The organism is Telluria sp. GW821-FHT07G12 (assembly GCF_059418525.1).
Window position 1 is genome coordinate 1,190,283 of the sequence record NZ_JBWKQA010000001.1, and the last position, 21,292, is coordinate 1,211,574.

The 21,292-nt window shown below is 64.8% G+C and carries 20 protein-coding genes; 10 read left to right on the forward strand and 10 right to left on the reverse strand.

The genetic code is table 11. The features are described 5' to 3' along the window. Nucleotides 1-46: 46 nt before the first annotated feature. Nucleotides 47-538 (reverse strand): Cys-tRNA(Pro) deacylase, encoded by a 492-nt coding sequence (gene ybaK / locus AC07PE_RS05575; protein WP_498762349.1) that lies wholly within the window; start codon nt 536-538, stop codon nt 47-49. A 38-nt stretch (nt 539-576) separates the two neighbouring features. On the opposite strand from ybaK, the gene AC07PE_RS05580 reads away from it, so the two are divergent. The 3 genes from AC07PE_RS05580 (at nt 577) to AC07PE_RS05590 (ending at nt 6,032) form a co-directional block, all read left to right on the forward strand. Beyond that, a complete protein-coding gene (locus tag AC07PE_RS05580) occupies nt 577-1,554 on the forward strand; it encodes an endonuclease/exonuclease/phosphatase family protein (RefSeq protein ID WP_498762351.1) in 978 nt (325 codons plus the stop codon). A 161-nt stretch (nt 1,555-1,715) separates the two neighbouring features. Next, nucleotides 1,716-2,897, forward strand: a complete 1,182-nt coding sequence (locus tag AC07PE_RS05585; protein WP_498762353.1) for an efflux RND transporter periplasmic adaptor subunit — start codon at nt 1,716-1,718, stop codon at nt 2,895-2,897. Between the two features lie 18 nt (nt 2,898-2,915). Then, nucleotides 2,916-6,032 carry an efflux RND transporter permease subunit gene (locus AC07PE_RS05590; RefSeq protein WP_498762355.1) on the forward strand — a complete coding sequence of 1,039 codons (3,117 nt, stop codon included), beginning with the start codon at nt 2,916-2,918 and terminating at the stop codon, nt 6,030-6,032. A gap of 60 nt (nt 6,033-6,092) precedes the next feature. Here the strand turns inward: AC07PE_RS05590 and AC07PE_RS05595 are convergent, their stop codons facing one another. The 6 genes from AC07PE_RS05595 to AC07PE_RS05620 all read right to left on the reverse strand — a co-directional run bounded on the left by AC07PE_RS05595 (nt 6,093) and on the right by AC07PE_RS05620 (nt 10,936). Continuing rightward, nucleotides 6,093-6,266 (reverse strand): hypothetical protein, encoded by a 174-nt coding sequence (locus AC07PE_RS05595; RefSeq protein ID WP_230019709.1) that lies wholly within the window; start codon nt 6,264-6,266, stop codon nt 6,093-6,095. Nucleotides 6,267-6,337: 71 nt separating this feature from the next. Then, nucleotides 6,338-7,243 carry a site-specific tyrosine recombinase XerD gene (gene xerD, locus AC07PE_RS05600; protein WP_498762357.1) on the reverse strand — a complete coding sequence of 302 codons (906 nt, stop codon included), beginning with the start codon at nt 7,241-7,243 and terminating at the stop codon, nt 6,338-6,340. Continuing rightward, on the reverse strand, nt 7,216-7,746 hold the full coding sequence (locus AC07PE_RS05605; RefSeq protein ID WP_498762359.1) for a methylated-DNA--[protein]-cysteine S-methyltransferase: 531 nt from the start codon (nt 7,744-7,746) through the stop codon (nt 7,216-7,218). Before AC07PE_RS05605 ends, xerD begins: the two co-directional genes overlap by 28 nt. A 277-nt stretch (nt 7,747-8,023) precedes the next feature. Beyond that, a complete protein-coding gene (locus AC07PE_RS05610) occupies nt 8,024-9,304 on the reverse strand; it encodes a TRAP transporter large permease (RefSeq protein WP_498762360.1) in 1,281 nt (426 codons plus the stop codon). Then, nucleotides 9,301-9,867, reverse strand: coding sequence for a TRAP transporter small permease (locus AC07PE_RS05615; protein ID WP_498762362.1), 567 nt, complete (start codon nt 9,865-9,867; stop codon nt 9,301-9,303). The genes AC07PE_RS05610 and AC07PE_RS05615 overlap by 4 nt, the downstream gene beginning before the upstream one ends. A gap of 64 nt (nt 9,868-9,931) precedes the next feature. Beyond that, nucleotides 9,932-10,936: a TRAP transporter substrate-binding protein gene (locus tag AC07PE_RS05620; protein WP_498762364.1), complete on the reverse strand. Its 1,005-nt coding sequence runs from the start codon at nt 10,934-10,936 to the stop codon at nt 9,932-9,934. Nucleotides 10,937-11,065: 129 nt separating this feature from the next. On the opposite strand from AC07PE_RS05620, the gene AC07PE_RS05625 reads away from it, so the two are divergent. From AC07PE_RS05625 to AC07PE_RS05635, 3 genes are all read left to right on the forward strand, one after another. After that, entirely contained in the window at nt 11,066-13,054 is a 1,989-nt protein-coding gene (locus tag AC07PE_RS05625; protein ID WP_498762365.1) for an ATP-binding protein, read from the forward strand. Nucleotides 13,055-13,082: 28 nt separating this feature from the next. Continuing rightward, nucleotides 13,083-13,667 carry a response regulator transcription factor gene (locus AC07PE_RS05630; RefSeq protein WP_498762367.1) on the forward strand — a complete coding sequence of 195 codons (585 nt, stop codon included), beginning with the start codon at nt 13,083-13,085 and terminating at the stop codon, nt 13,665-13,667. 237 nt (nt 13,668-13,904) lie between these two features. Next, nucleotides 13,905-14,285 carry a DUF3052 family protein gene (locus tag AC07PE_RS05635; protein ID WP_498762368.1) on the forward strand — a complete coding sequence of 127 codons (381 nt, stop codon included), beginning with the start codon at nt 13,905-13,907 and terminating at the stop codon, nt 14,283-14,285. A 3-nt stretch (nt 14,286-14,288) separates the two neighbouring features. On the opposite strand, the gene queG is transcribed toward AC07PE_RS05635, so the two are convergent. Beyond that, nucleotides 14,289-15,368, reverse strand: a complete 1,080-nt coding sequence (queG, locus tag AC07PE_RS05640; protein WP_498762370.1) for a tRNA epoxyqueuosine(34) reductase QueG — start codon at nt 15,366-15,368, stop codon at nt 14,289-14,291. Nucleotides 15,369-15,393: 25 nt separating this feature from the next. Between queG and tsaE the strand changes: the two genes are divergently transcribed. The 3 genes from tsaE to AC07PE_RS05655 are packed head-to-tail and all read left to right on the forward strand — an operon-like array spanning nt 15,394 to nt 18,126. Beyond that, on the forward strand, nt 15,394-15,879 hold the full coding sequence (gene tsaE / locus AC07PE_RS05645; protein ID WP_498762373.1) for a tRNA (adenosine(37)-N6)-threonylcarbamoyltransferase complex ATPase subunit type 1 TsaE: 486 nt from the start codon (nt 15,394-15,396) through the stop codon (nt 15,877-15,879). Next, nucleotides 15,843-17,273, forward strand: a complete 1,431-nt coding sequence (locus AC07PE_RS05650; protein WP_498762375.1) for an N-acetylmuramoyl-L-alanine amidase — start codon at nt 15,843-15,845, stop codon at nt 17,271-17,273. The genes tsaE and AC07PE_RS05650 overlap by 37 nt, the downstream gene beginning before the upstream one ends. Nucleotides 17,274-17,307: 34 nt before the next feature. Further along, on the forward strand, nt 17,308-18,126 hold the full coding sequence (locus tag AC07PE_RS05655; protein ID WP_498762377.1) for a D-hexose-6-phosphate mutarotase: 819 nt from the start codon (nt 17,308-17,310) through the stop codon (nt 18,124-18,126). 117 nt (nt 18,127-18,243) lie between these two features. Here the strand turns inward: AC07PE_RS05655 and AC07PE_RS05660 are convergent, their stop codons facing one another. Together AC07PE_RS05660 and AC07PE_RS05665 are read right to left on the reverse strand one after the other, a co-directional pair. Next, entirely contained in the window at nt 18,244-19,341 is a 1,098-nt protein-coding gene (locus tag AC07PE_RS05660) for a carbonic anhydrase (protein ID WP_498762379.1), read from the reverse strand. Between the two features lie 133 nt (nt 19,342-19,474). After that, nucleotides 19,475-20,119 (reverse strand): VTT domain-containing protein, encoded by a 645-nt coding sequence (locus AC07PE_RS05665; protein WP_498762381.1) that lies wholly within the window; start codon nt 20,117-20,119, stop codon nt 19,475-19,477. Between the two features lie 132 nt (nt 20,120-20,251). Here AC07PE_RS05665 and AC07PE_RS05670 point away from each other — a divergent pair, with 132 nt between their 5' ends. Continuing rightward, entirely contained in the window at nt 20,252-21,193 is a 942-nt protein-coding gene (locus AC07PE_RS05670; protein ID WP_498762383.1) for a peptidylprolyl isomerase, read from the forward strand. The last annotated feature ends 99 nt before the right edge of the window (nt 21,194-21,292 follow it).

Below are 21,292 nucleotides of genomic sequence, written 5' to 3' on the forward strand. Positions count from 1 at the left end.
AACCGGCGCGCGTGGAATATACACCATCGGCCGAACCCGGCGCTAACTAATCGGCCAGCGCACAATGCACCGGCTTTGCCTTCAGCACCTCCACCAGCACCCTGGGATCGATGCCGATCAGGAAGCCGCGCCGGCCGCCGTTGATATAAATCTTCGGTAAAGCCAGAATGCTTTCCTCGACGTACACCGGCATCGCCTTGCGCACCCCGAAGGGCGAGGTGCCGCCCACCAGGTAGCCGGAATGGCGCTGCGCCACCTCCGGCTTGCAGGGCTCGACCGACTTGCAGGGGATGGCGCGCGCCAGGTTCTTGGTCGATACCTTGCGGTCGCCATGCATCAGCACGATCATCGGCCGCGCCGCCTCGTCCTGCATCACCAGCGTCTTGACGACATCGTGCTCGGGCACGCCCAGTTCGCGCGAGGACACTGAGGTGCCGCCATGCTCTTCGTACTCGTAGGGATGCTCGGAAAACGCCACGCCCTGCTTGCGCAGGAATTGCGTCGCGGGTGTCTCGGAAATGTGCTCTTTCTTGGCCATGCGTGTTACGCTAAAAGCAAACGGAGGAGTTGCTTATTATGCAGCAAGAAATTCGCTTTGCCACCTTCAACGTCTGCAACCTTGCACCGCCCGGCGCCCGGCTCTACGAGAATCTGGAACCCAGCACGCCCGAAGAGTACGAAGCGAAGATCGCCTGGACCGCGCACCAGATCGACATGCTGGGCGCCGACGTGATCGGTTTCCAGGAAGTGTTCTCGCAAGCGTCGCTGGCCGAGGCCCTGTCGCGCACCCGCCGCTACCGCGAAGCGGTCCACGTCGGCTTCGACCCGGATCCCGGCGCCGACAAACTGACGCCCAGCGTCGCCCTGGTCTCGCGCCTGCCGCTGGCCGATGCCGCCGAGTCCTTCCCCTATTTCCCGCCCGGCATTGCGATGCCGCCCGGGAACCGCGACCCCGAGCGCTTCACCCGCGCGCCCCTGCACGCGGCCATCGAACTCCAGCCCGGCCTGGTGGTCGACGTGGTGGTGGTGCACCTGAAGTCGCGCCGTCCCGACTACCGCGCCAACGACACCGGCGACGACCCGCAGCTGTTCGCCCTCGCCTCGCTGCGCTCGCTGATCCGGCGCGGCACCGAAGCCGCGGCCCTGCGCGTGATCCTGTCGCGCCTGGGCCGCGAGCAGCGCCGTCCGCGGGTGGTGCTGGGCGACTTCAACGACGTCGCCGACGCCGTCACCACCGGCATCGTGCTCGGCCTCGGCGCCCCCAGCGGCGACCGCCTGTACGACGCTTGCCAGCTGCAGCGCCGCCAGGACCGCCTGCGCCACGTCGGCTTTTCCAATCTGCACGAAGGCCAGTACACGACCATCGACCACATCCTGGTGTCCGGCGAATTCAACGGCGAGCTGCCGGGCGCGCTGGGCGAGATCGTCGACGTGGTCTACCTGAACGACCACCTCGACCTCGGCCTGCCGGAAGCTTCCGACCACGGCCAGGTGCTGGCGCGGCTGCGACTGTTCGAGCGCGCCGCCGACGGCACGCCCTACGGCGACGCCTGAGCTGTCCGCCCGGTCGTCCGCACCGTCCGGATAGCGCTCACGCTCGTCCCGGCTTTTTGACGTTTCAGCGGCAGGAATGCACGGCTCGTCGCATTCCGATAGCTGTTCGTCATGCCCTTCCTTATTCTGCCGTAATCCCTCCGAATAAGAAGAGTCACGCCATGAAAATCGAATCCCTCCCGCCTGCCTCCGTCGAGCCCTCCCCTGCCGTGGCAACCCGGTCCCGCCGCTGGCGCAAGCCCGTCATCGGCCTGGCCATCCTCGCGCTGGCGGGCGCGGGCGGGTATGCATACACGCACGCGGGCAGCGCCAAGCCTGCTGCTGCGCCGGCAGCCGAGAAGAAGGACACCGTGCACGAACTGTCGGCGCGCGACATCGCCAAGGTCGAGGCGCGGCCGCTGGCGGTGACCTTGCCGCTGTCCGGTTCCCTGACCCCGCTGGCCCAGGCCACGGTGCGCTCCAAGGTCTCCGGCGTGGTCCGCCACACCACGGTGCAGGAAGGAATGCAGGTCGCGGCCGGCCAGGTGATCGCGCAGCTGGACGATAGCGAGGCGCGTGCCCGCGTGGCCCAGCAGCAGGCGCTGCTGGCCGACGCCAGCGCGCGCCTGGCCCTGGCGAAGAAGAACCAGGCCAACAGCGCGGCCCTGCTCAAGCAGAACTACATCGCCCAGAACGCCTACGACACCACCTCGAACAGCGTCGACCTGGCCCAGGCCGCGGTCGACTCGGCGCGCGCCCAGCTCGAGCTGGCGCGCATCGCCATGAACGACACCACCATCCGCGCCCCCATCGCCGGCGTGGTCAGCAAGCGCCATGCGCAGGCCGGCGAAAAGCTGTCGCCGGACAGCCCGGTCTTCTCCATCGTCGACCTGAAGCAGCTGACGCTGGACGCCCAGGTGCCGGCCTCCGACATCCCGCGCGTGAAAGTCGGCCAGGAGGTGCAGTTCAAGGTCGACGGTTTCGGCAGCCGCAACTTCGCCGGCAAGGTCCTGCGCATCAACCCGGCAGCGGAAGCCGGCTCGCGCGCGATGCTGGTCTATATCGGCGTCGACAATCCGGACGGCGCGCTGCGCGCCGGCATGTTCGCGAAAGGCATGGTGACGACCGAGAAGACGGCCGCCCATCCGCTGCTGCCGCTGCTGGGCGTGCGCCAGGATCACGGACGCGACGTGGTGTACCGCGTCGACGGCGGCAAGGTCGTGGCCCAGCCGGTGAAACTCGGCCTGCGCAACGAGGACGACGGCCTGGTCGAGGCCGTGGACGGTATCGAGGCGGGCAGCACGGTCCTGTCGGTCAAGCTGGACGGCCTGAAGCCCGGCGACAAGGTCAAGCTGCCCAACTAAAAGGACAAGAACATGTGGATGACCCGTATCAGTATCAAGCACCCGGTGTTCGCGACCATGGTCATGGTCGGCCTGATGGTGCTGGGCCTGTTCTCCTACCGCAGCCTGGGTGTGGAGAGCATGCCGAACATCGAGATCCCGGCCGTGTGGATCGAGACCCAGTATCCGGGCGCCTCGCCCGAGCAGGTCGAGATCGACGTCACCCGCCCGATCGAGGAAGCGGCCAACACCGTCGGCGGCATCAAGACCATCCGCAGCAGCTCCTGGGAGGGCCGCTCCGGCGTCAGCGTCGAATTCCAGCTGACCGTGAACATGGACCGCGCCGTGCAGGAGCTGCGCGACCGCATCAGCACCGTGCGCGGCGGTTTCCCGCGTGAAGTCCGGGAACCGACGGTGTACCGCCAGGAAGGCGAGAACTCGCAGCCGGTGCTGCAGGTGGCGCTGCTGTCGAAGGAGCGCAGCCTGCGCGACCTGTCGATGCTGGCCGACCAGGTGATCGTCAAGCGCATCCAGGCCGTGGCCGGTGTCGGCCAGGTGCGCATCAACGGCAAGCAGAACCGCCAGGTGCTGGTCGACATCCGTCCCGACCAGCTGCGCAGCATGAACGTCGGCATCGACGAAGTCATGACCGCGATCACCGCCAACAACGCCAACCTGCCTGCCGGCCGCATCAGCCACGGCGAGCGCGAGAACCTGGTGCGCATCGAAGGCAAGATGAAGGAAGCCGCCGACTTCAAGCGCATCATCGTGGCCAAGCGCGCCAACGGCCCGGTCTACCTGGACCAGGTTGCCCAGATCAGCGACGGCGCCGCCGAAGAGGAATCGATCTCGCGCGTGGACGGCCAGCGCGCCCTGTCGCTGGAAATCGCCAAGGTCCAGGACGCGAACACGGTGGAGGTCGGCGTCAACGTCAAGAAGGCAATCGAGACGATGAAGGCCACCCTGCCCGCGGACGTGGAGTTCCGCGTGCTGGACGACGTGTCGGGGCGCGTCCAGCACCAGGTCGACAACGTCAAGGAGACCATCATCGAAGGCGCGGTGCTGACCATGGCGATCGTGTTCCTGTTCCTGCATTCCTGGCGCAGCACCGTCATCACCGGCCTGACGCTGCCGATCTCGGTGCTGGCCAGCTTCATCGCAATGAAGTACTTCGGCTTCACGCTGAACTTCCTGACCCTGATGGCGCTGTCGCTGTCGATCGGCCTGCTGATCGACGATGCCATCGTGGTGCGCGAGAACATCGTGCGCCACCTCGGCATGGGCAAGAGCCATGCGCGCGCCGCCGAAGACGGCACCAACGAGATCGGCCTGGCGGTGATGGCCACGACCTTCGCGATCGTCGCCGTGTTCGTGCCGATCGCCTTCATGAAGGGCATCATCGGCCGCTTCTTCCTGCAGTTCGGGATCACGGTGGCGGTGGCGGTGCTGGTCTCGCTGTTCGTCAGCTTCACGCTGGATCCGATGCTGTCCTCGGTATGGCCGGATCCGGTCAAGGACCGCTTCAAATATGTGCCCTGGCTGGGCCGCCTGATGGCGCGCATCGACCGCGGCATCGACCGCGTGCACGGCTGGTATGCGAAGGTGCTGGGCTTCTCGCTGGCCTGGCGCAAGTCGACCCTGGCCTTTGCCTTCGCGGTATTCGCCGGCAGCCTGATGCTGGTGCCGCTGATCGGCGGCGAGTTCGTGCCCCAGGTCGACAACGGCTACATCCAGCTGAACTTCAAGGTGCCGGTCGGCTCCAGCCTCGACTACAACGACGCCAAGGTGCATCAGATCGAAAAGGCCTTGGGCGAGTTCAAGGAAATCGAGAACATGCAGACCATCGTGGGCGCCTGGGACGGCCGCCACACTTCGATGATCAACCTGAAGCTGACGGACGTACGCAAGACCCATCGCCGCTCGCAGCAGGAGATGGAACAGGTGATCCGCGACCGCCTGGCGAGCATTGCCGGCGTCGAGATGAGCGTCGGTAACCGCCCGATCTTCATCGCCATCCTCGGCAGCAACGAGGCCAATCTCGACAAGGTGGCGCACCTGTTGATGGACAAGATGAAGAAGATCAAGGGCGTGGCCGACATCCAGTACAGCCAGGAGGGCGCGAACCCGGCCACCGTCGTGAAGATCAACCGCGAGCTGGCCACCGACCTGGGCTTGAGCGTCCAGCAGATCGGCACCGCCCTGCGTCCCTTCGTCGGCGGCGACCAGACCAACCGCTGGCTGGCGCCGGACGGCCAGAACTACGAAGTCAACGTGCAGCTGCCGAAGTCCGGACGCCAGAAGGTGGCCGACCTGGCCGACCTGTCGGTCGCCTCGAACAAGCTGGATGCGGCCGGCAATCCGATCATGGTGCCGCTGCGCCAGGTGGTCGAGTTCGTGCCCTCGACCAGCCCGCAGGTGCTCAAGCGCCAGGCGCTGGAACGCCGCGTGGCGGTCAATGCCGGCCTCGAAAACCGTCCTCTGGGCGACGTGATGAAGGAAGTGAACGCGGCGATGAAATCGATCGAGCTGCCGGAAGGCGTGCGCTTCGACGTCGGCGGCCAGTCGCAGCAGATGGACGAGACCATGGGCGGCTTCGCCATCGCGCTCGGCATCGCGATCATCTTCATCTACCTGGTGCTGGCCTCGCAGTTCGGCAGCTTCCTGCAGCCGATCGCGATCATGACGGCGCTGCCGCTGTCCCTGATCGGCGTGCTGCTGGCCCTGCTCGTCACGAAGAGCACGCTGAACATCTTCTCGGTGATCGGCGTGGTGATGCTGATGGGCCTGGTGACCAAGAACGCGATCCTGCTGGTGGACTTTGCCAACCAGGGCCAGAGAGAGGGGAAATCACAGTTCGCGGCCTTGATGGAAGCCGGCCAGGTACGCCTGCGTCCGATCCTGATGACGACGCTGGCGATGATCTTCGGCATGCTGCCGATGGCACTGGGGCTGGGCGAAGGCGCCGAGAACCAGGCGCCGATGGGGCGCGCGGTGATCGGCGGCGTGATCACTTCGACCCTGCTTACCCTGGTGGTGGTGCCGGTGGCTTATACCTACCTGGATAGTCTGGGCAAGCGGGCCAAGCGGTGGTTCCAGAAGGGGCATGAGGCCGAGCACGAAGTGGCATCCGGCGCGGCCGGCGAGCCAAGCGTGTAAATCGACCGCGGATCTGCCACATCATTCCGGGCATTGCCCGGAATGATGTGCTTAGGCCAACTAAGCCGAATCCCGCTCCGGCTCGACTTCCGCCGCATCCTCCTCAGGAGAAGCATCGCCTTCCTCCCCCTTGTGCTGCTTGGCCTCCAGCTTGCGCTTGGCCTTTTCCTCAGCCTTCTTCTTTTTCTCCAACTCACGTTGCCGTTTTTCGTACTGGAAATTCGTCTTGGCCATGGTGTCCTCGTGCGTGTGGGAAGAGTGCTACTAGACCATTATGACTCACCAGACCCGCCAGGTCTTGAGAATTAACCACGCGGGTGGTGCTGGGCGTGCAGGTGCTTCAAGCGCTCGCGCGCTACATGGGTGTAGATCTGGGTGGTCGAAATGTCGGAATGGCCCAGGAGCAGTTGCACCACGCGCAGATCGGCGCCGTGGTTCAGCAGGTGGGTGGCGAAGGCGTGGCGCAGTGTGTGCGGCGACAGCGGCGCCGTGATGCCTGCCCGCGCCGCATGCTTCTTGATCACGATCCAGAACATCTGGCGCGTCATCGGACCGCCGCGCCCGGTCACGAACAGGGCATCGTCGAGCTGGCCGTTCAAGATCACCCCGCGCGCTTCCTTCATGTAGCGCTCCAGCCAGAGCCTTGCCTGCTCGCCGAAGGGCACCAGGCGGGTCTTGCTGCCCTTGCCCGTGATGCGCAGGATGCCGTCGTTCAGGCTCAGCTCGACCACCTTCAGGCTCACCAGTTCCGACACCCGCAAGCCGCTCGCATACATCAGCTCCAGCATGGTGCGCTCGCGCAGGCCCAGCGGCGTCGAGACGTCCGGCGCGGCGAGCAAGGCCTCGACCTGTGCTTCGCTCAGCGTGTGCACGAAGCGGGTCGGCTGCCTGGCCGAGGCCATGTTCAGGCAGGGGTCATGGTCGATGCGGCGCTCGCGCAGCGCCATCTGGTAGAAGCGCTTCAGCACCGACAGGCGGCGGTTGGCCGAGGCGGGTTTGGTGTCCTCGTGGCGTTCGGCAAAATAGGCGGCGACGTCCTGCGCCTGCACCGCGTGCAGGCTGGCGCGGTCCGGACGCTTCTTCTCCAGCCAGCCGGCAAACAGGCGCAGGTCGCGGCGGTAGGCGTCGAGCGAATTCTTTGCCAGCCCGTGCTCGAGCCAGAGGGCGTCGCAGAAGCCGTCGATCAGGGAAAGATTGACTGCTGCTGCCATGGCACGTCAGTAGGGAGTGCGCCTTCGTGGCGCAGCAGCCAGCGCTTGACCGTGAGCGTGAAGCCGTGTTCGTCGTCGCTGCTGGCAAAGCCGCCCAGGCCGCCGGCCGCGGTGACGCGGTGGCAGGGAATCACCAGCGGGAACCAGTTGGCGCCGCAGGCCTGGCCGACCGCGCGCGGATGCGATTCGAGCAGCTTGGCGACCTGGCCGTAGGTACGCACGCTGCCGCGCGGGATTGCGCAAATGGCGTCCCAGACGCGGCGCTGGAATTCGCTGCCGGCCTCGGCCAGCGGCAGGTCGAAACGGAAATCGGCATCGTCGAAATAGCGCACGACCTGCCCGGCCGCCTGTTCGGCGACCGCATCCTGCGGCGACTTTTCCTGGTAATGCGGCGGCAGGTAGACCAGCTCGCGGACTTTTCGATCTTCGATGCGGATACCCATCGCCCCGAAAGGCGCGGCGACGATGGCGCTAAAGAGTTCGCTGCCCTGTTGTGTGTTCATTGATCCAGTGTAGCAAAAAAAAACGCACCCTCGTGAGGTGCGTTTTCAGTGTGGGTCACGTTTGCGGCCACTCGGTCAGTGCCGGCGGCATCTATAAAACGTGTGTCTCCTCAACGTTTCTCCGGCATTCCAATACTGGATTACCGATTTTTTGGTGCTTCTCCCCAAATTCGTATCCGGGCTTCTTTAACGCACCGTTGTGGTGCTAAAGCTGCGCCATCATAACGCATTCGAATAAGAAAAGCGTAGTTTTTTATATACATTCACGAAATATATGTCAGCTATATACCAACCTCGGAAGCCATAAAGAAATCTCCGGTACGTAGGTAATCAGCACCAGGAAACCGAGCATCGTCAGCAGCCAGGGCATCACGGCCACCGTCAATTCGGAGATCCCCATTTTGGTGATACCCGAGGCCACGTACAGGTTCAGGCCCACCGGCGGATGGCACATGCCGACTTCCATGTTCACCACGATGATGATGCCGAAGTGGACCGGATCGATGCCCAGCTGGACCGCGACCGGGAACAGGATGGGCGCCATGATCAGCACGATCGACGAGGGCTCCATCACGTTGCCGGCCAGGAGCAGCAGCAGGTTCACGACGATCAGGAAGCCGATCGGGCCCAGGCCCTGGCCGGTGAGCCAGCTGGCCATCGCCTGCGGCACGTTCTCGCTGGTCATCAGGAAGGAGAACAGCACGGCGTTGGTGATGATGTACAGGAGCATCGCCGACATCGCCGCCGAATCCAGCAGCACCTTGCCGACCTGCTTCAGCTTCAGGTCCTTGTAGACGTACACCGCGATGACGAAGGCGTACACCGCGGCGATGCCGGCCGCCTCGGTCGGGGTGAACACGCCGGTGTAGATGCCGCCCATGACGATCACGATCAGGAACAAGCCCCAGGCGCTGCGGCGGAAGGCGGTCCAGCGCTCGCCCCAGGTGGCGCGCGGCATGCGCGGATAGTTGTGCTTCTTCGCCAGCACCCAGGTCGTCAGGCCCAGCAGGAAGGCCAGCAGCAGGCCCGGGATCACGCCGGCCATGAACAGCTGGCCGACCGAGGTGTTGGTGGTGACCGAGTACATCACCATCACGATCGAAGGCGGGATCAGGATGCCGAGCGCGCCCGAGGTCGTGATCACGCCGGCGCCGAAGCGCTTCGGATAGCCCTGCTTGACCATGGCCGGCAGGATGATGGAACCGATCGCCACCACCGTCGCCGGGCTCGAACCCGACACCGCCGCGAACAGCGCGCAGGCGAACACGCCGGCCAGCGCCAGGCCGCCGTGCCAGTGCCCGACCATCGAGCTGGCGAAGTTGATCATGCGCCGCGCGACCCCGCCATGGGTGAGGAAGTTACCGGCCAAAATGAAGAAGGGGATCGCCATGATCTCGAACTTCTCGATGCCGGTGAAGAGCTTGAGCGCCACCGATTCGATCGGCACCGAAGTCATGGTGAACAGGAAGGTCAGCACCGTCAGGCCGAGCGAGATCGAGATCGGCATCCCGGTCAGCATCAGCAGGAGCAGCAGGACGAAGATGATGGCGGCGTTCATGGGGCTTTCCTTGCTTCTTCGATTTCGTCGTCCAGGCCTTCGACGTAGGCATGGTCGTGCTTGGGCAGTTCGCCGGTGCGGACAAAGGTCCAGGCCACCTGCAGGAAGCGGAAGCACATCAGGTAGGAACCGAGCGGCACCGCCAGGTAGACGATCCACATCGGCAGTTCGAGGTCGGCCGAGGTCTGGTCGGTGCCCGCCATGTGCAGCACGAAGTTGGCGCCCAGGGTGCCGACGATGCCGGTGAAAAGCGCGCCGGCCAGCAGGCCGAACACGATGAATTTGTTGCGCCAGCGGTCCGACAGACGGTTGATCAGCACATCGACGCCGACGTGGATACCGGTCCGCACGCCATACGCGGCGCCGAACTTGGCCATCCACACGAACATGTAGATGCAGAGTTCCTGGGCCCAGCTGGTGTTCTGGGCGATGAGCCAGTCCTGCAGCCCCGGAATGGGCAAGCCGGACAGGTAGCGGTGCAGCACCGCGATGAAGATGACGGCGGTCGCCGCGGCCATCAGGCTGGCGATGATCCACTCTTCGAGTCGGTCGAGGATTTTCATGATTTGGGCGTGAGACGTCCTTCCCGCCTGCGCGGGAAGGACCTTGAAATGCGAACGATGGGGCTTACTGGACCGAAGCGGTCGCCTTGTTGATCTGGTTGATCAGATCCTGACCGACCCGCTCCGCCATCTGCTTCTGCACCGGCAGCAGGGCTTTGCGCCATGCCGCCTGCTCTTGCGGGTTCAGATTGTAGATGGTGGTCTTGCCGGCCTTGCGGATGGCTTCCAGAGCCATGTCGTTGTCCTGCTGGGCGATCGCCTTTTCGTATTTGGTGGCATCAAGCATCGCCTGCTGCAGCTGGCCGCGCACGTCGGCCGGCAGGCCGTCCCAGAACTTCTTGTTGACGATGACCGCATAGCCCAGGTAGCCGTGGTTCGAGACCGTCACGTGCTTCTGCACCTCATGCATCTTCTGGGTGTACATGTTCGACGGCGGGTTCTCGGTGCCGTCCACCACGCCGGTCTGCAGCGCCTGGTAGACTTCCGAGAAGGCCAGCGCCTGCGGGTTGGCGCCCAGTGCGCGCATCTGCGCGTCCAGCACCTTCGAGCTCTGGATACGCATCTTCAGGCCGCGGAAATCGGCCGGCATGTGCAGCGGCTTGTTGGCCGACATGACCTTGAAGCCGTTGTCCCAGTAGGCCAGGCCGGTGATGCCCTTCGGCTCCAGCTTCTGCATCAGGCTCTTGCCGATCGGGCCTTCGGTCACGGTGTACAGCGCGGCCTTGCTCGGGAAGATGTAAGGCATGTCGAACACCTCGAACTCCTTCACGCCCAGCGGTCCGAACTTGGCCAGCGAGGGCGCCAGCATCTGCACCGCGCCCAGCTGCAGGGCTTCGAGTTCTTCCTTGTCCTTGTACAGCTGGCTGTTGGGGTAGACTTCGACCTTGACGCGGCCCTTGGTCATCTTTTCGGCCAGGTCCTTGAAGCGCTCGGCGGCGCGGCCCTTTGGCGTGTCGGTCGCCACCACGTGGCTGAACTTGATGACGATGGGAGCCTGCGCGGATGCGTTCAGGGCGAAGCTGGCGCCGGCAAACAGGGCGAGTGCGGCGACCACGGATTTGATCTTCATTGATGTCTCCTCTTTTATAAAAATAAGTATAGTTTTTGTATTTACCTGGAGTCTGCTGAGCTTTCCTGTCGATCGCTATTGTGGAAAACCACAATAGGCGGCTCAACAGTAAAAGTATCACGTTATGGCATGAAAAACCCATTCTCGATCCCGCGTCCCGTCCCGGACGGCCCCTGGCGCTGGCTGGTGCCGGTGCTGCTGGTGCTGCTGTTCCTGCTCGTCCTGCTGTGGCTGCCCTGGCAGGCGCGCCAGATGGAGAGCAACGAGCGCCACGAACAGCTGATCGCCGACACCCTCTGGGTCGAGCAGACGCTGCGCTTCGAACTGGCGCGCAGCGAGGAAGCGCTGGCGACCCTGGGCGCCGATCTCGCCGCCGACGCCCCTCCCTCGCAGGCGGCGCTGCAGGCGCGCCTGGCGCAGATGTTCAAGAATGGCCATGAACTGCGCCGCATCGCCTGGCTGGACGCCAATGGCAAGCTGCTGGCCCTGCGCGGCAGCGAGCTGCCGGAAGGCGGCCTGACCCAGTCATCGCGCGATGCCGGGGAGATGTCGCGCGGCACCCGCAGCGGCCGCTACAGCGATGCCTACGGCGCCGGCCACGCGCACGGCGGCCTGGTCGACTACCACCTGCCGCTCTACCACCACGGACAATTCAGCGGCAGCCTGGTCGCCACCTACAACCTGCAGACCCTGCTCGACGAGAACGTGCCCTGGTGGTTCGCCCAGGACAACGCCCTGGCCCTGCTCGACCGCGACGACCGTGTGGTGGCGCGCCGCGCCGCCGGCGGCCCCGGGCGCGGCGTCTATACCCACAAGCGCGCGCTCGACCTGCCCGGCGCCCAGATTGCGCTGTCCACCGACAGCGTCAAAGGCGCGCCCAAGCTGCTGCCCAACCTGCTGGTCGGCTCGGTGATCGTGCTGGCGCTGGGCCTGGTGGTTTCGCTGGCCGCGCTGTGGCGCCACATCGCGCGCACCATCGCCGCCGAGAACGCGCTGCGCCAGCAGATGGCCTTCCGCACCGCGATGGAAAACTCGCTGCTGACCGGCCTGCGCGCGCGCGACCTCGAAGGCCGCGTCACCTACGTGAATCCGGCCTTCTGCCGCATCGTCGGGCTGCCGGCCGGCGAGCTGCTCGGCAAGACGCCGCCCATGGCTTACTGGGCGCCGGAAGCGATGGCCGATTACGAATACCGCTTCCGCAAGGTGCTCGAAGGCGAGGCCGTGCCGCAGTTCGAGACCGTGTTCCAGCGCCCCGACGGCACCCGCGTGCCGGTGCTGGTGTTCGAAGCCAAGCTGGTCGACAGCAGCGGGCGCCACACCGGCTGGATGAGCTCCATCCTCGACATCACCGACCGCAAGCGCGCCGAGGAACTGGCCCGCCAGCAGCAGGAAAAGCTGGAGACCAGCGCGCGCCTGGCGACCATGGGCGAGATCTCGTCGATGCTGGCGCATGAACTGAACCAGCCGCTGGCGGCGATCTCCAGCTACACCGCCGGCGCCTTGAACGTGCTCGAACGCGGTGGCACGGGCGATGGCGCGGGCATGCTGAAGCGCGCGCTGGAGCAGGCCAACACGCAGGCGCGGCGCGCCGGCCAGATCATCCGCAGCGTGCACGAATTCGTGAAGAAGCGCGAGCCGCGCCGCGAGAGCGTGATGGTGCCGCAGGTGATCGAGGGTATCCGCGCATTGGTCGACCTGCAGGCGCGCCAGAGCTACGTGACGCTGCAGGTCGGAGTGCCGCCCGATCTGCCGCCGGTACTGGCCGACCGCGTGCTGCTCGAGCAGGTGCTGCTGAACCTGACCCGCAACGCGATCGAGGCGATGCAGGACATAGCCCGCGAACGCCGCCTGCTGCGCATCGAAGCGGCGCATGACGAGGAACTCGGGCAGGTCTCGGTATCGGTGATCGACAATGGCCACGGCATTCCGCCGGAAGTGGCGGAGCGTTTGTTCTCGCCCTTCTTCTCGACCAAGGCCGAGGGCATGGGCATGGGCCTGTCGATCTGCCGCACGGCCATCGAATTCCACGGCGGGACGCTCACCCACGCCGACAATCCGGGCGGCGGCACGGTGTTCACGTTCACGCTGCAGCAGGCAGAAGCTAAAATAACGAGCTGAAAATATAGAAAGAATACGGGAGACCTTCATGCTGCATATCGTCGACGACGAAGACGTGATCCGCGACGCCCTCGAATGGCTGGCCCAGTCGCGCGGACTCACCGCGCGCGGCTATGCCGGCGGTCAGGCCTTCCTCGATGCCCTCACCGCGCAGCACGATACGGGGGGAGAGTGCGTGCTGCTGGACGTGCGCATGCCCGGCATGAACGGCATCGCCGTGTTCGACCAGCTGGTGGCGCGCGGCCTGCTGGCGCGCCTGCCGGTGATCTTCCTGACCGGCCACGGCGACGTGCCGATGGCGGTCGACTCGCTCAAGCGCGGCGCCTTCGACTTCTTCGAAAAACCCTTCAACGACAACCAGCTGATGGACCGCGTGGAGGAAGCCCTGGCCCGCTCGCGCCAGGCCGCGGCGTCCAGCGCGGTGCATGAACGCCTGGCCACCCTGTCGGCGCGCGAACGCGAGGTGCTGGACCTGATCCTGGCCGGGAACATGAACAAGGTGGTGGCCGACAAGCTGGGGATCAGCATGCGCACGGTCGAGGTGCACCGCGCCCACATCTTCGACAAGATGCAGGTCAAGACCGCGGTCGAGCTGGCGGGCCTGCTCAAGTAGAGAATTTCCCTGGCGGACTCTTGTGAATCCGCCTCGCCATCCCTAAGTAGTTCATCTCCTCCTCTCGGCGCCATCTTTCCGCTGCCTCAAGCATGCCGGATGGGTGGCGCCGCTTTTGATTTTCGAACCCCGCGCACGGCAGGTTTTTGTGCCCTGCCTTTCCGGAGTTCGCTTGTAAAATCAAATGAACACGCCGTGGTCAAACTGACCACGCCTCTCATTACTTAGGAAACACAGATGAGCGAAAAGACGATTGCAGACAAGATGTTCCTGAGGAACGCGAAATCGATGCTGATCCTGAACGGGAACGTCCATCCGGGCATGGTGGCGCAGATGCCGCCTGACCTGATCAAGAATGACCAGGACAAGGTGGATGTGGTGTTGCTGTTCGCGATGAACCGCAAGGAACTTGAACAACTCTTCCCCACTGCGAAGGAACGCCTGGGCGACAAGGGCTCGATCTGGGTCGCCTATCTGAAGCAGACCGCGTCCAAGGCCACTGATATCAATCGCGACTCAATCAACGCCTTTGCGAAAGAAAACGGTATCACAGGCGTGGCGATGATCTCGATCGACGGCGACTGGTCGGCACTGCGCATGAAGCGCATCGAGGTCTGAGACTCAGGCGCCGTGGCGTTGCAAGGCCCAGGCCACGTGCTCGCGCACCGTGTCTGAAGGATGCTCGAGCCGGGCACGCAGCGCCGCCACAATGTGCGGTGCGCCCGGTTCAATAGCGGCGGCGTTCCCCATTCCCACCGCCAGATTGCGCAACCAGCGCTCATGCCCGATCCGGCGGATCGGGCTGCCCTCCATGCGGCGGTTGAACTCTTCCTCTTCCCACCCGAACAATTCCACCAGGCTGGCTTCGCCCAGGCCATGACGCGCGTCGAAATCCGGCAGCACGGCGCGCTGCGCAAACTTGTTCCAGGGGCAGACCAGCTGGCAATCGTCGCAGCCGTAAATGCGGTTGCCGATCAGCGGCCGCAGTTCTTCCGGGATGCTGCCTTTCAGCTCGATCGTCAGGTAGGAAATGCAGCGCCGTGCATCCAGCCGGCCCGGCCCCAGAATCGCACCCGTCGGACAGGCGGCGATGCAGGCTTCGCACTGGCCGCAATGGGCGCCAGTGGGCTCATCCACAGGCAGCGCCAGGTCGACCAGGATCTCGCCAATGAAGAAGGTGGAACCGGCTTCTCTCGACAGCAGCAGCGTATGCTTGCCGCGCCAGCCCAGGCCCGCTTTCTGCGCCAGCGGCAATTCCATCACCGGCGCCGAATCCGTGAACACCCGAAAGCCGAGCTCGTGCCCTGCCGCCTTGACCTTCTCGGCCAGGGCCTGCAGCCGATTGCGCAGTACCTTGTGGTAATCGCGTCCGCGGGCATACACCGAGACCACGGCGGCGTCCGGGTCCTGCTGGCGCAGGCGCTCCTTCGCGCGCCAGTCGGCGTCCGTATCCATCGGCAGGTAATCCATGCGCGCCACGATCGCGCGCACCGTGCCCGGCACCAGCTCCGCCGGCCGGGCGCGCTTCATGCCGTGGCTTGCCATATAATCCATCTCGCCGTGATGGCCGGCGTCGAGCCAGGCCTGCAGGCCGGCTTCGTGCCCGGAGAGGTCGACGTCCGTGATGCGGACTTCGGCAAAGCCCAGTTCCGCACCCCATGCCTTGATGGCGCGTGCGAGTTCGTGAAGATCGGCAAACATCATTCATTTTAATCCCGCAGCACCTATGCAACAACTGAACGCTTACCTCGAGGACGAATCCGCAACCCAGGCCCTGGGCGGCGCCCTCGCACGCGCCATCGTCCCCGGCCTCGTGATCTACCTGCACGGCGACCTCGGCGCCGGCAAGACCGCCCTCACCCGCGCCCTGCTGCACGCGGCCGGCCACAAGGGCGCGGTGAAAAGCCCGACCTACACCCTGTCCGAGCCCTACCGGATCACGCTGGATGGACAAAGCGTCAACCTCATCCACTACGATCTCTACCGCATGTCCAGTCCCGAGGAATTCCTCGATGCGGGCTTTCGCGAAGACTTCGACGGCAGGAACATCTGCATCGTCGAATGGCCGGAAAAAGGCGAGCCGGTGTTGCCGCCACCCGACGTCAGGGTGTTGCTGTCGGTCAGCGGCCACGGTCGTACTGTAGAATTGCAGGCGTTGTCCGACTTGGGCCTGCTATGCCTCGAACGCCTGCACTTCCCCCCGATTCCTTGATTCCCGGTTCTCCCAAGCGCCGCACGGTCCTGAAAGCCGGCGGCACGCTGCTGCTGTCCGTCGTCGGCGCCGCGCTGGCCCCCTCGTCCGCGCTCGCCGCGCAGATCCTGGCGGTGCGCGTCTGGCCGGCCGACGAGTACACCCGCATCACCCTGGAAAACGACGGCGACCTGAAAGCCACCCACCTCATGCTGGCCAATCCGCCGCGTCTGGTGGTCGACATCGACGGCCTCGCGCTCAACGACACGCTGAAAAGCCTGGTCGCCAAGGTCGAATCGAACGATCCCTATATCGAGCACGTGCGGGTCGCCCAGAACCGCCCGAACGTGGTGCGCCTGGTGTTCGACCTGAAGGAAGAGGTCAAGCCGCAGGTATTCACCCTGCCACCGGTGGCCGGCTACAAGCACCGTTTGATCTTCGACCTGTATCCGCTGCGGCCGGCCGATCCGCTGGCGGCCATGATCGCCAAGGAAAACTGGTCGGATGCGGAGAAGAATGTCCCCGCCGCCACGCCGACGCCGGCGCCCCAGCCGGGCGACGCCACGATCGGCAAGGCCGGCCCGGACGCCATCGCCAAGCTGGAAGCCGACGCTGCGCGCGCCGGCAGCAACCCGGCCCAGCCGCAGCCGACCGCGCCGCAGTCCCAGCCGGCATCGCCGGCAAAGAATTCGGCCGGCAAGGTGGCGCGCATGGTGACCATCGCACTCGACCCAGGCCATGGCGGCGAGGACCCGGGCGCGACCGGCGCCACCGGCGTGCACGAGAAGGACATCGTGCTGGAGATCGCGAAGCGCCTGAAGGGCAAGCTGGAAGATTTGCCGAACACGCGCGTGATGCTGACCCGCGACGCCGATTTCTTCGTGCCGCTCGGCCAGCGCGTGGAAAAAGCGCGCAAGGTGCAGGCCGACCTGTTCGTCTCGATCCACGCGGACGCTTTCATTCAGCCCTCCGCGCGCGGCTCCTCGGTGTTCGTGCTGTCCGAAAAAGGCGCCAGCTCGAGCGCGGCGCGCTGGCTGGCGACCGACCAGAACAAGGCCGACCTGATCGGCGGCGTGAACCTCGGCACCCAGGACAAGCAGCTGGCCAGCGTGCTGTTCGATCTGTCGACCACGGCCCAGATCAACGACAGCATGAAGCTGGGCAAAGCCGTGCTGACCGAGATCGGCGGCATCAACCGCCTGCACAAGGGTTCGGTCGAGCAGGCCGGCTTCGCGGTGCTGAAAGCCCCGGACATCCCCTCGATCCTGGTCGAAACGGCCTTCATTTCGAACCCGGAAGAGGAAGCCCGCCTGAAGGACGACGCTTACCAGAACCAGCTCGCGGACGCGATCACGAAAGGCATCAAGCGCTACTTCGCGTACAATCCGCCGCTGGCGAAGGGCCGAACCGCCTGACGCCTGTCGAGTCTTAGTCAGAGGAGGGTCTGTCGTGAGCGCATCAACTATCGAATACGGGCAATTGCCCGCTCTGCTGCTGCGTGCGCCGGACGGCGCCGAAGCGACCATCACCCTGTATGGCGCCCATCTGGTGTCGTGGAAACCAGTTTCCAGTACCGGCGCGCCGTCCCAGGAACGCATGTTCATGAGCCGCCTGTCCGCGCTCGACGGCAGCCGCGCCATCCGCGGCGGCGTGCCGGTCATCTTCCCGCAATTTGCCGAACGCGGCGAAGGCACGCGCCACGGCTTCGCGCGCACCAGCACCTGGCGCGTGCTCGACAGCGGCGAGCAGGACGGCGCCGCCTTTGCCGTGCTGGGCCTGAACCAGGACGACCTCTCGCCGCAGGCCTCGAGCGCCTGGGCCTACCCCTTTGAACTGGCGCTGCGCGTAAGCGTGCACGGCGCCGAACTCGGCATGACGCTCGAAGTGCGCAATACCGGCACCCACCCCTTCCCCTTCGCCGCGGCGCTGCACACCTACCACCTGGTCGACGACGTCGAAGCCGTGCGCATCGAAGGCGTGCAGGCCGAGACCCTGGCCGTGACCGACAAGCTGGACCAGGTGTTCTCGCATATTGCCAAGCCCATCAGCTTCGACAATGGGGCGGACAAATTGCTGCTGCAGCAGACCGGTTTTACGGATGCGGTGGTGTGGAATCCGGGGCCGGCGGACGCGGCGGCGCTGGCCGACATGGAGGATGAGGAGTATCGGAACTTCGTGTGCATCGAGCCGGCCTCGCTGGGGCCGCTGACCCTGGAGCCGGGTGGGATCTGGCGGGGCGAGTACCGGATTACGCCGGCGCTGGCCTGACGCCCTAAAACCGTCATCCCCGTGAAAACGGGGATCCATGCTGACGCGGCATATACGCGACCTGTAATTCCGGATACTCAGTATGGATTCCCGCTTTCGCGGGAACGACGAGCCAACTCAATTCGATTCCTTGATCATGCGCCCGGCGGTCGACTGGACCGGCCGCGCATTCAGCGGATACAGGCGCGAAAACAGCGCCATCTGTGCCGGCGACGCCTGGCGCGGCTGCTTGAAGACCAGCCACAGCACGCCTTCGGTGCAGGGCGGCGTGGTCAGCGAACCCATGTAGGTGAAGTAGTCGCGCTTTTCCGGCAGCGCATCCATCGGATTGATCACGATCGACGGCGCCACCACCTCCTGCTTTTCCAGCGGCAAATTGTCCCAGATGGTCTGCATCAGCGGATGCGCCTGGCCGCGCTCGAGCAGAACGGCGACCACCGCAATCTTGCCGTCGTAGCTCTTGTGCACCATGTGCATGACCATCTCGGTGCCCTTGCCGTTGATGCGCTCTTCCGACGGGCGGTGGAAGTGGAACTGCTGCAGCTCGTAGGTCTGGTTGCCGACCGTGATGAAATTACCGCCGCCCACCGTCACCTCGATGGTGTGGCCATTGTTCACCTCGTTGAACGAGGACGGGTGGTAGTCGAAGCCGATCTGCTCGAGGTTGACTTTGATGCCGTCGCGCAGGTCGATCGGCGACTGACGGTTGCCCATGCCGCACTTGGCCCAGTCGACATTGATCTTCGACCAGTTGGCCGGGCCGAGCTCGCCCTCATAGGACCAGACGGTGCCATGCTTGGGCGCGGCGGCCAGGATTGCGGCGGCAGCCGCGGCCTTGTCTTCCTCGCGGCGCTTGGCGTCGGCGACTTTCTTCGCGCGCACGGCGGCGGTGGCGCGCGCCTGCTGGCGTTCGCGCAGTGCGGCGAGGCGCTCGGCGATCTTGGCCGAGAGGGCGACTTCGGCTTCCTGCTCCTTGTCGTCCTCGACCGGCGCGGCTTTCTTGGCCGGGGTGTCTATCTTGGCCGGAGTCTCTTTCTTGCCCGGCACAGGTTCCTTGGCCGCGTCCTTGGCCATCTGTTCCTTGGACGGCATCGAGGCCGATGCCGGCTTCGAGACGGAGGCCGCAATTTTGGCTGCTGCGGCGGGTACAGGATCGTTCGCGCTTGCGCTCAGGACGACGCAGCTGCAAGCGATCAGGGCGATCAGGTTACGCATGGGATTCCAGTAGTGTTGCTGTCTCCTGCTTTATCGGCGCAACCGACAGTAAACTTGAGTCCACGCGGCAACTGTAAACGAACAACGCGCCGACTGGGCGGCGCGTTGTGCAAGGATGACAAGGCTAGCGAGTTCAGCGGCTCATCATGCGGCGTCCGAACTTGTAGATGCCGCCCAGCGCCAGCGGCACCACGGCCGCGCCGACGCCCACCAGCACGATGGCGGTCAGGTGGTCGCGCACGACCGGAATATTGCCGAAGAAGTAACCGGCAGTCACGAGGCCGGCCACCCACAGCACGGCGCCGGTGATGTTGAACATCTGGAAGCGGGTATGCGTCATGTCCGAGACGCCGGCCACGAAGGGCGCGAAGGTACGCACCACCGGCACGAAGCGCGCCAGGATGATGGTCTTGCCGCCATGCTTTTCGAAGAAATCGTGGGTACGCTGCAGCGCATCCTTGTTCAGCCAGCGGTAGTCGTGGGTGAAGACGCGGTGGCCGATGGCCCCGCCGATGTAATAGTTCAGGGTATTCCCGGTGACGGCGGCAATGATCAGCAGCAGCATCAGCAGCGGATAACTCATCTCGCCGGTGGCGCAGAAGGCGCCGGCAATGAACAACAGGGTGTCGCCGGGGAAGAAAAACAGCACCACGAGACCGGTCTCGCAGAACACGATCGCAAACAGGACCGCATAAACATACACACCGTACTGGGCCAGCAGGGTGCCCAGGGTTTTATCGACATGAAGAAGCATGTCGAAGAGTTGCATCAGATCCATAATCATCCTAAATGGTAGCGCCGAATCATACCATCAGACCGGACCCGGAAAATGGCGGCAAGGTCAACTTCGGAGGGAGAATTTGCACTTTCCGGATTACAATCCTTGTACAAAAACGACAAGGAGACACAGATGCCCTACCCGAAATTGTCTTATGCCCTCGTGTTGGGCACTGCGGCCCTGCTGGCTGGTCACGCCGGCGCCGCCGACGCTACAAAGAAGGCGGAAAAGGAGTTGCCGCCCAAGCCGAGCGTCGGCGACGTACTGAAACGTTCGGCGCCCGCCGACTGGCGTCCGCTGGATCCCGAGAACACGCTCTACCTGGAGCTGCCGAGCGGCCGGGTGGTGATCGAACTGGCGCCCTCGTTTGCCCCGAACCACGCCAAGAACATCAAGGCCTTGGCTCGCGAGCACTATTACGACGGCCTGGCGATCATCCGCTCGCAGGACAATTTCGTGGTGCAATGGGGCGATCCGCACGAGGACGACGACAAGGCGCGCAAGGTGAAGGACGCGAAGCAGAGCCTGCCGGCCGAATTCACGGTGCCTTTATCGAATGACAAGCAGTTCACGCGCATGCGCGACGCCGACGGCTTCGCGCCGCAGATCGGGCATTCGAACGGTTTCCCGGTCGGGCGCGACCCGAAGGCCGGCCAGACCTGGCTGACGCACTGCTACGGCATGGTCGGCGTGGCCCGCGGCAACGAGTCGGACAGCGGCGGCGGCACCAGCCTCTACGTCGTCACCGGCCAGGCCCCGCGCCAGCTGGACCGCAATATCACCGTCGTCGGCCGCGTCGTGGCCGGCATGCCGCTGCTGTCGACCCTGCCGCGCGGCCCGGCGCCGATGGGCTTCTATGACAAGCCGGAGCTGCAAGTGCCGATCATGGCGGTGAAGGTCGCGGCCGACGTCCCCGAAGCCGAGCGCGCCCACCTGGAAGTGATGCGCACCGACAGCGCCACCTACCAGGCCGTCCTCGACGCCCAGCGCAATCGCGGCGGCCCGTGGAACAAGTACTCGCCGAACTACCTGGACCTGTGCAATGCGCAGATTCCCGTGCGCGAGCAAAAATAATTCGGGGTCAGAGCACTTTTCACTTCAAATTCGGGGTCAGAGCACTTTTTCGAACAAGGTTCTTATGGCACTACTTCGGCGCACGCCCCTCTTGCATCC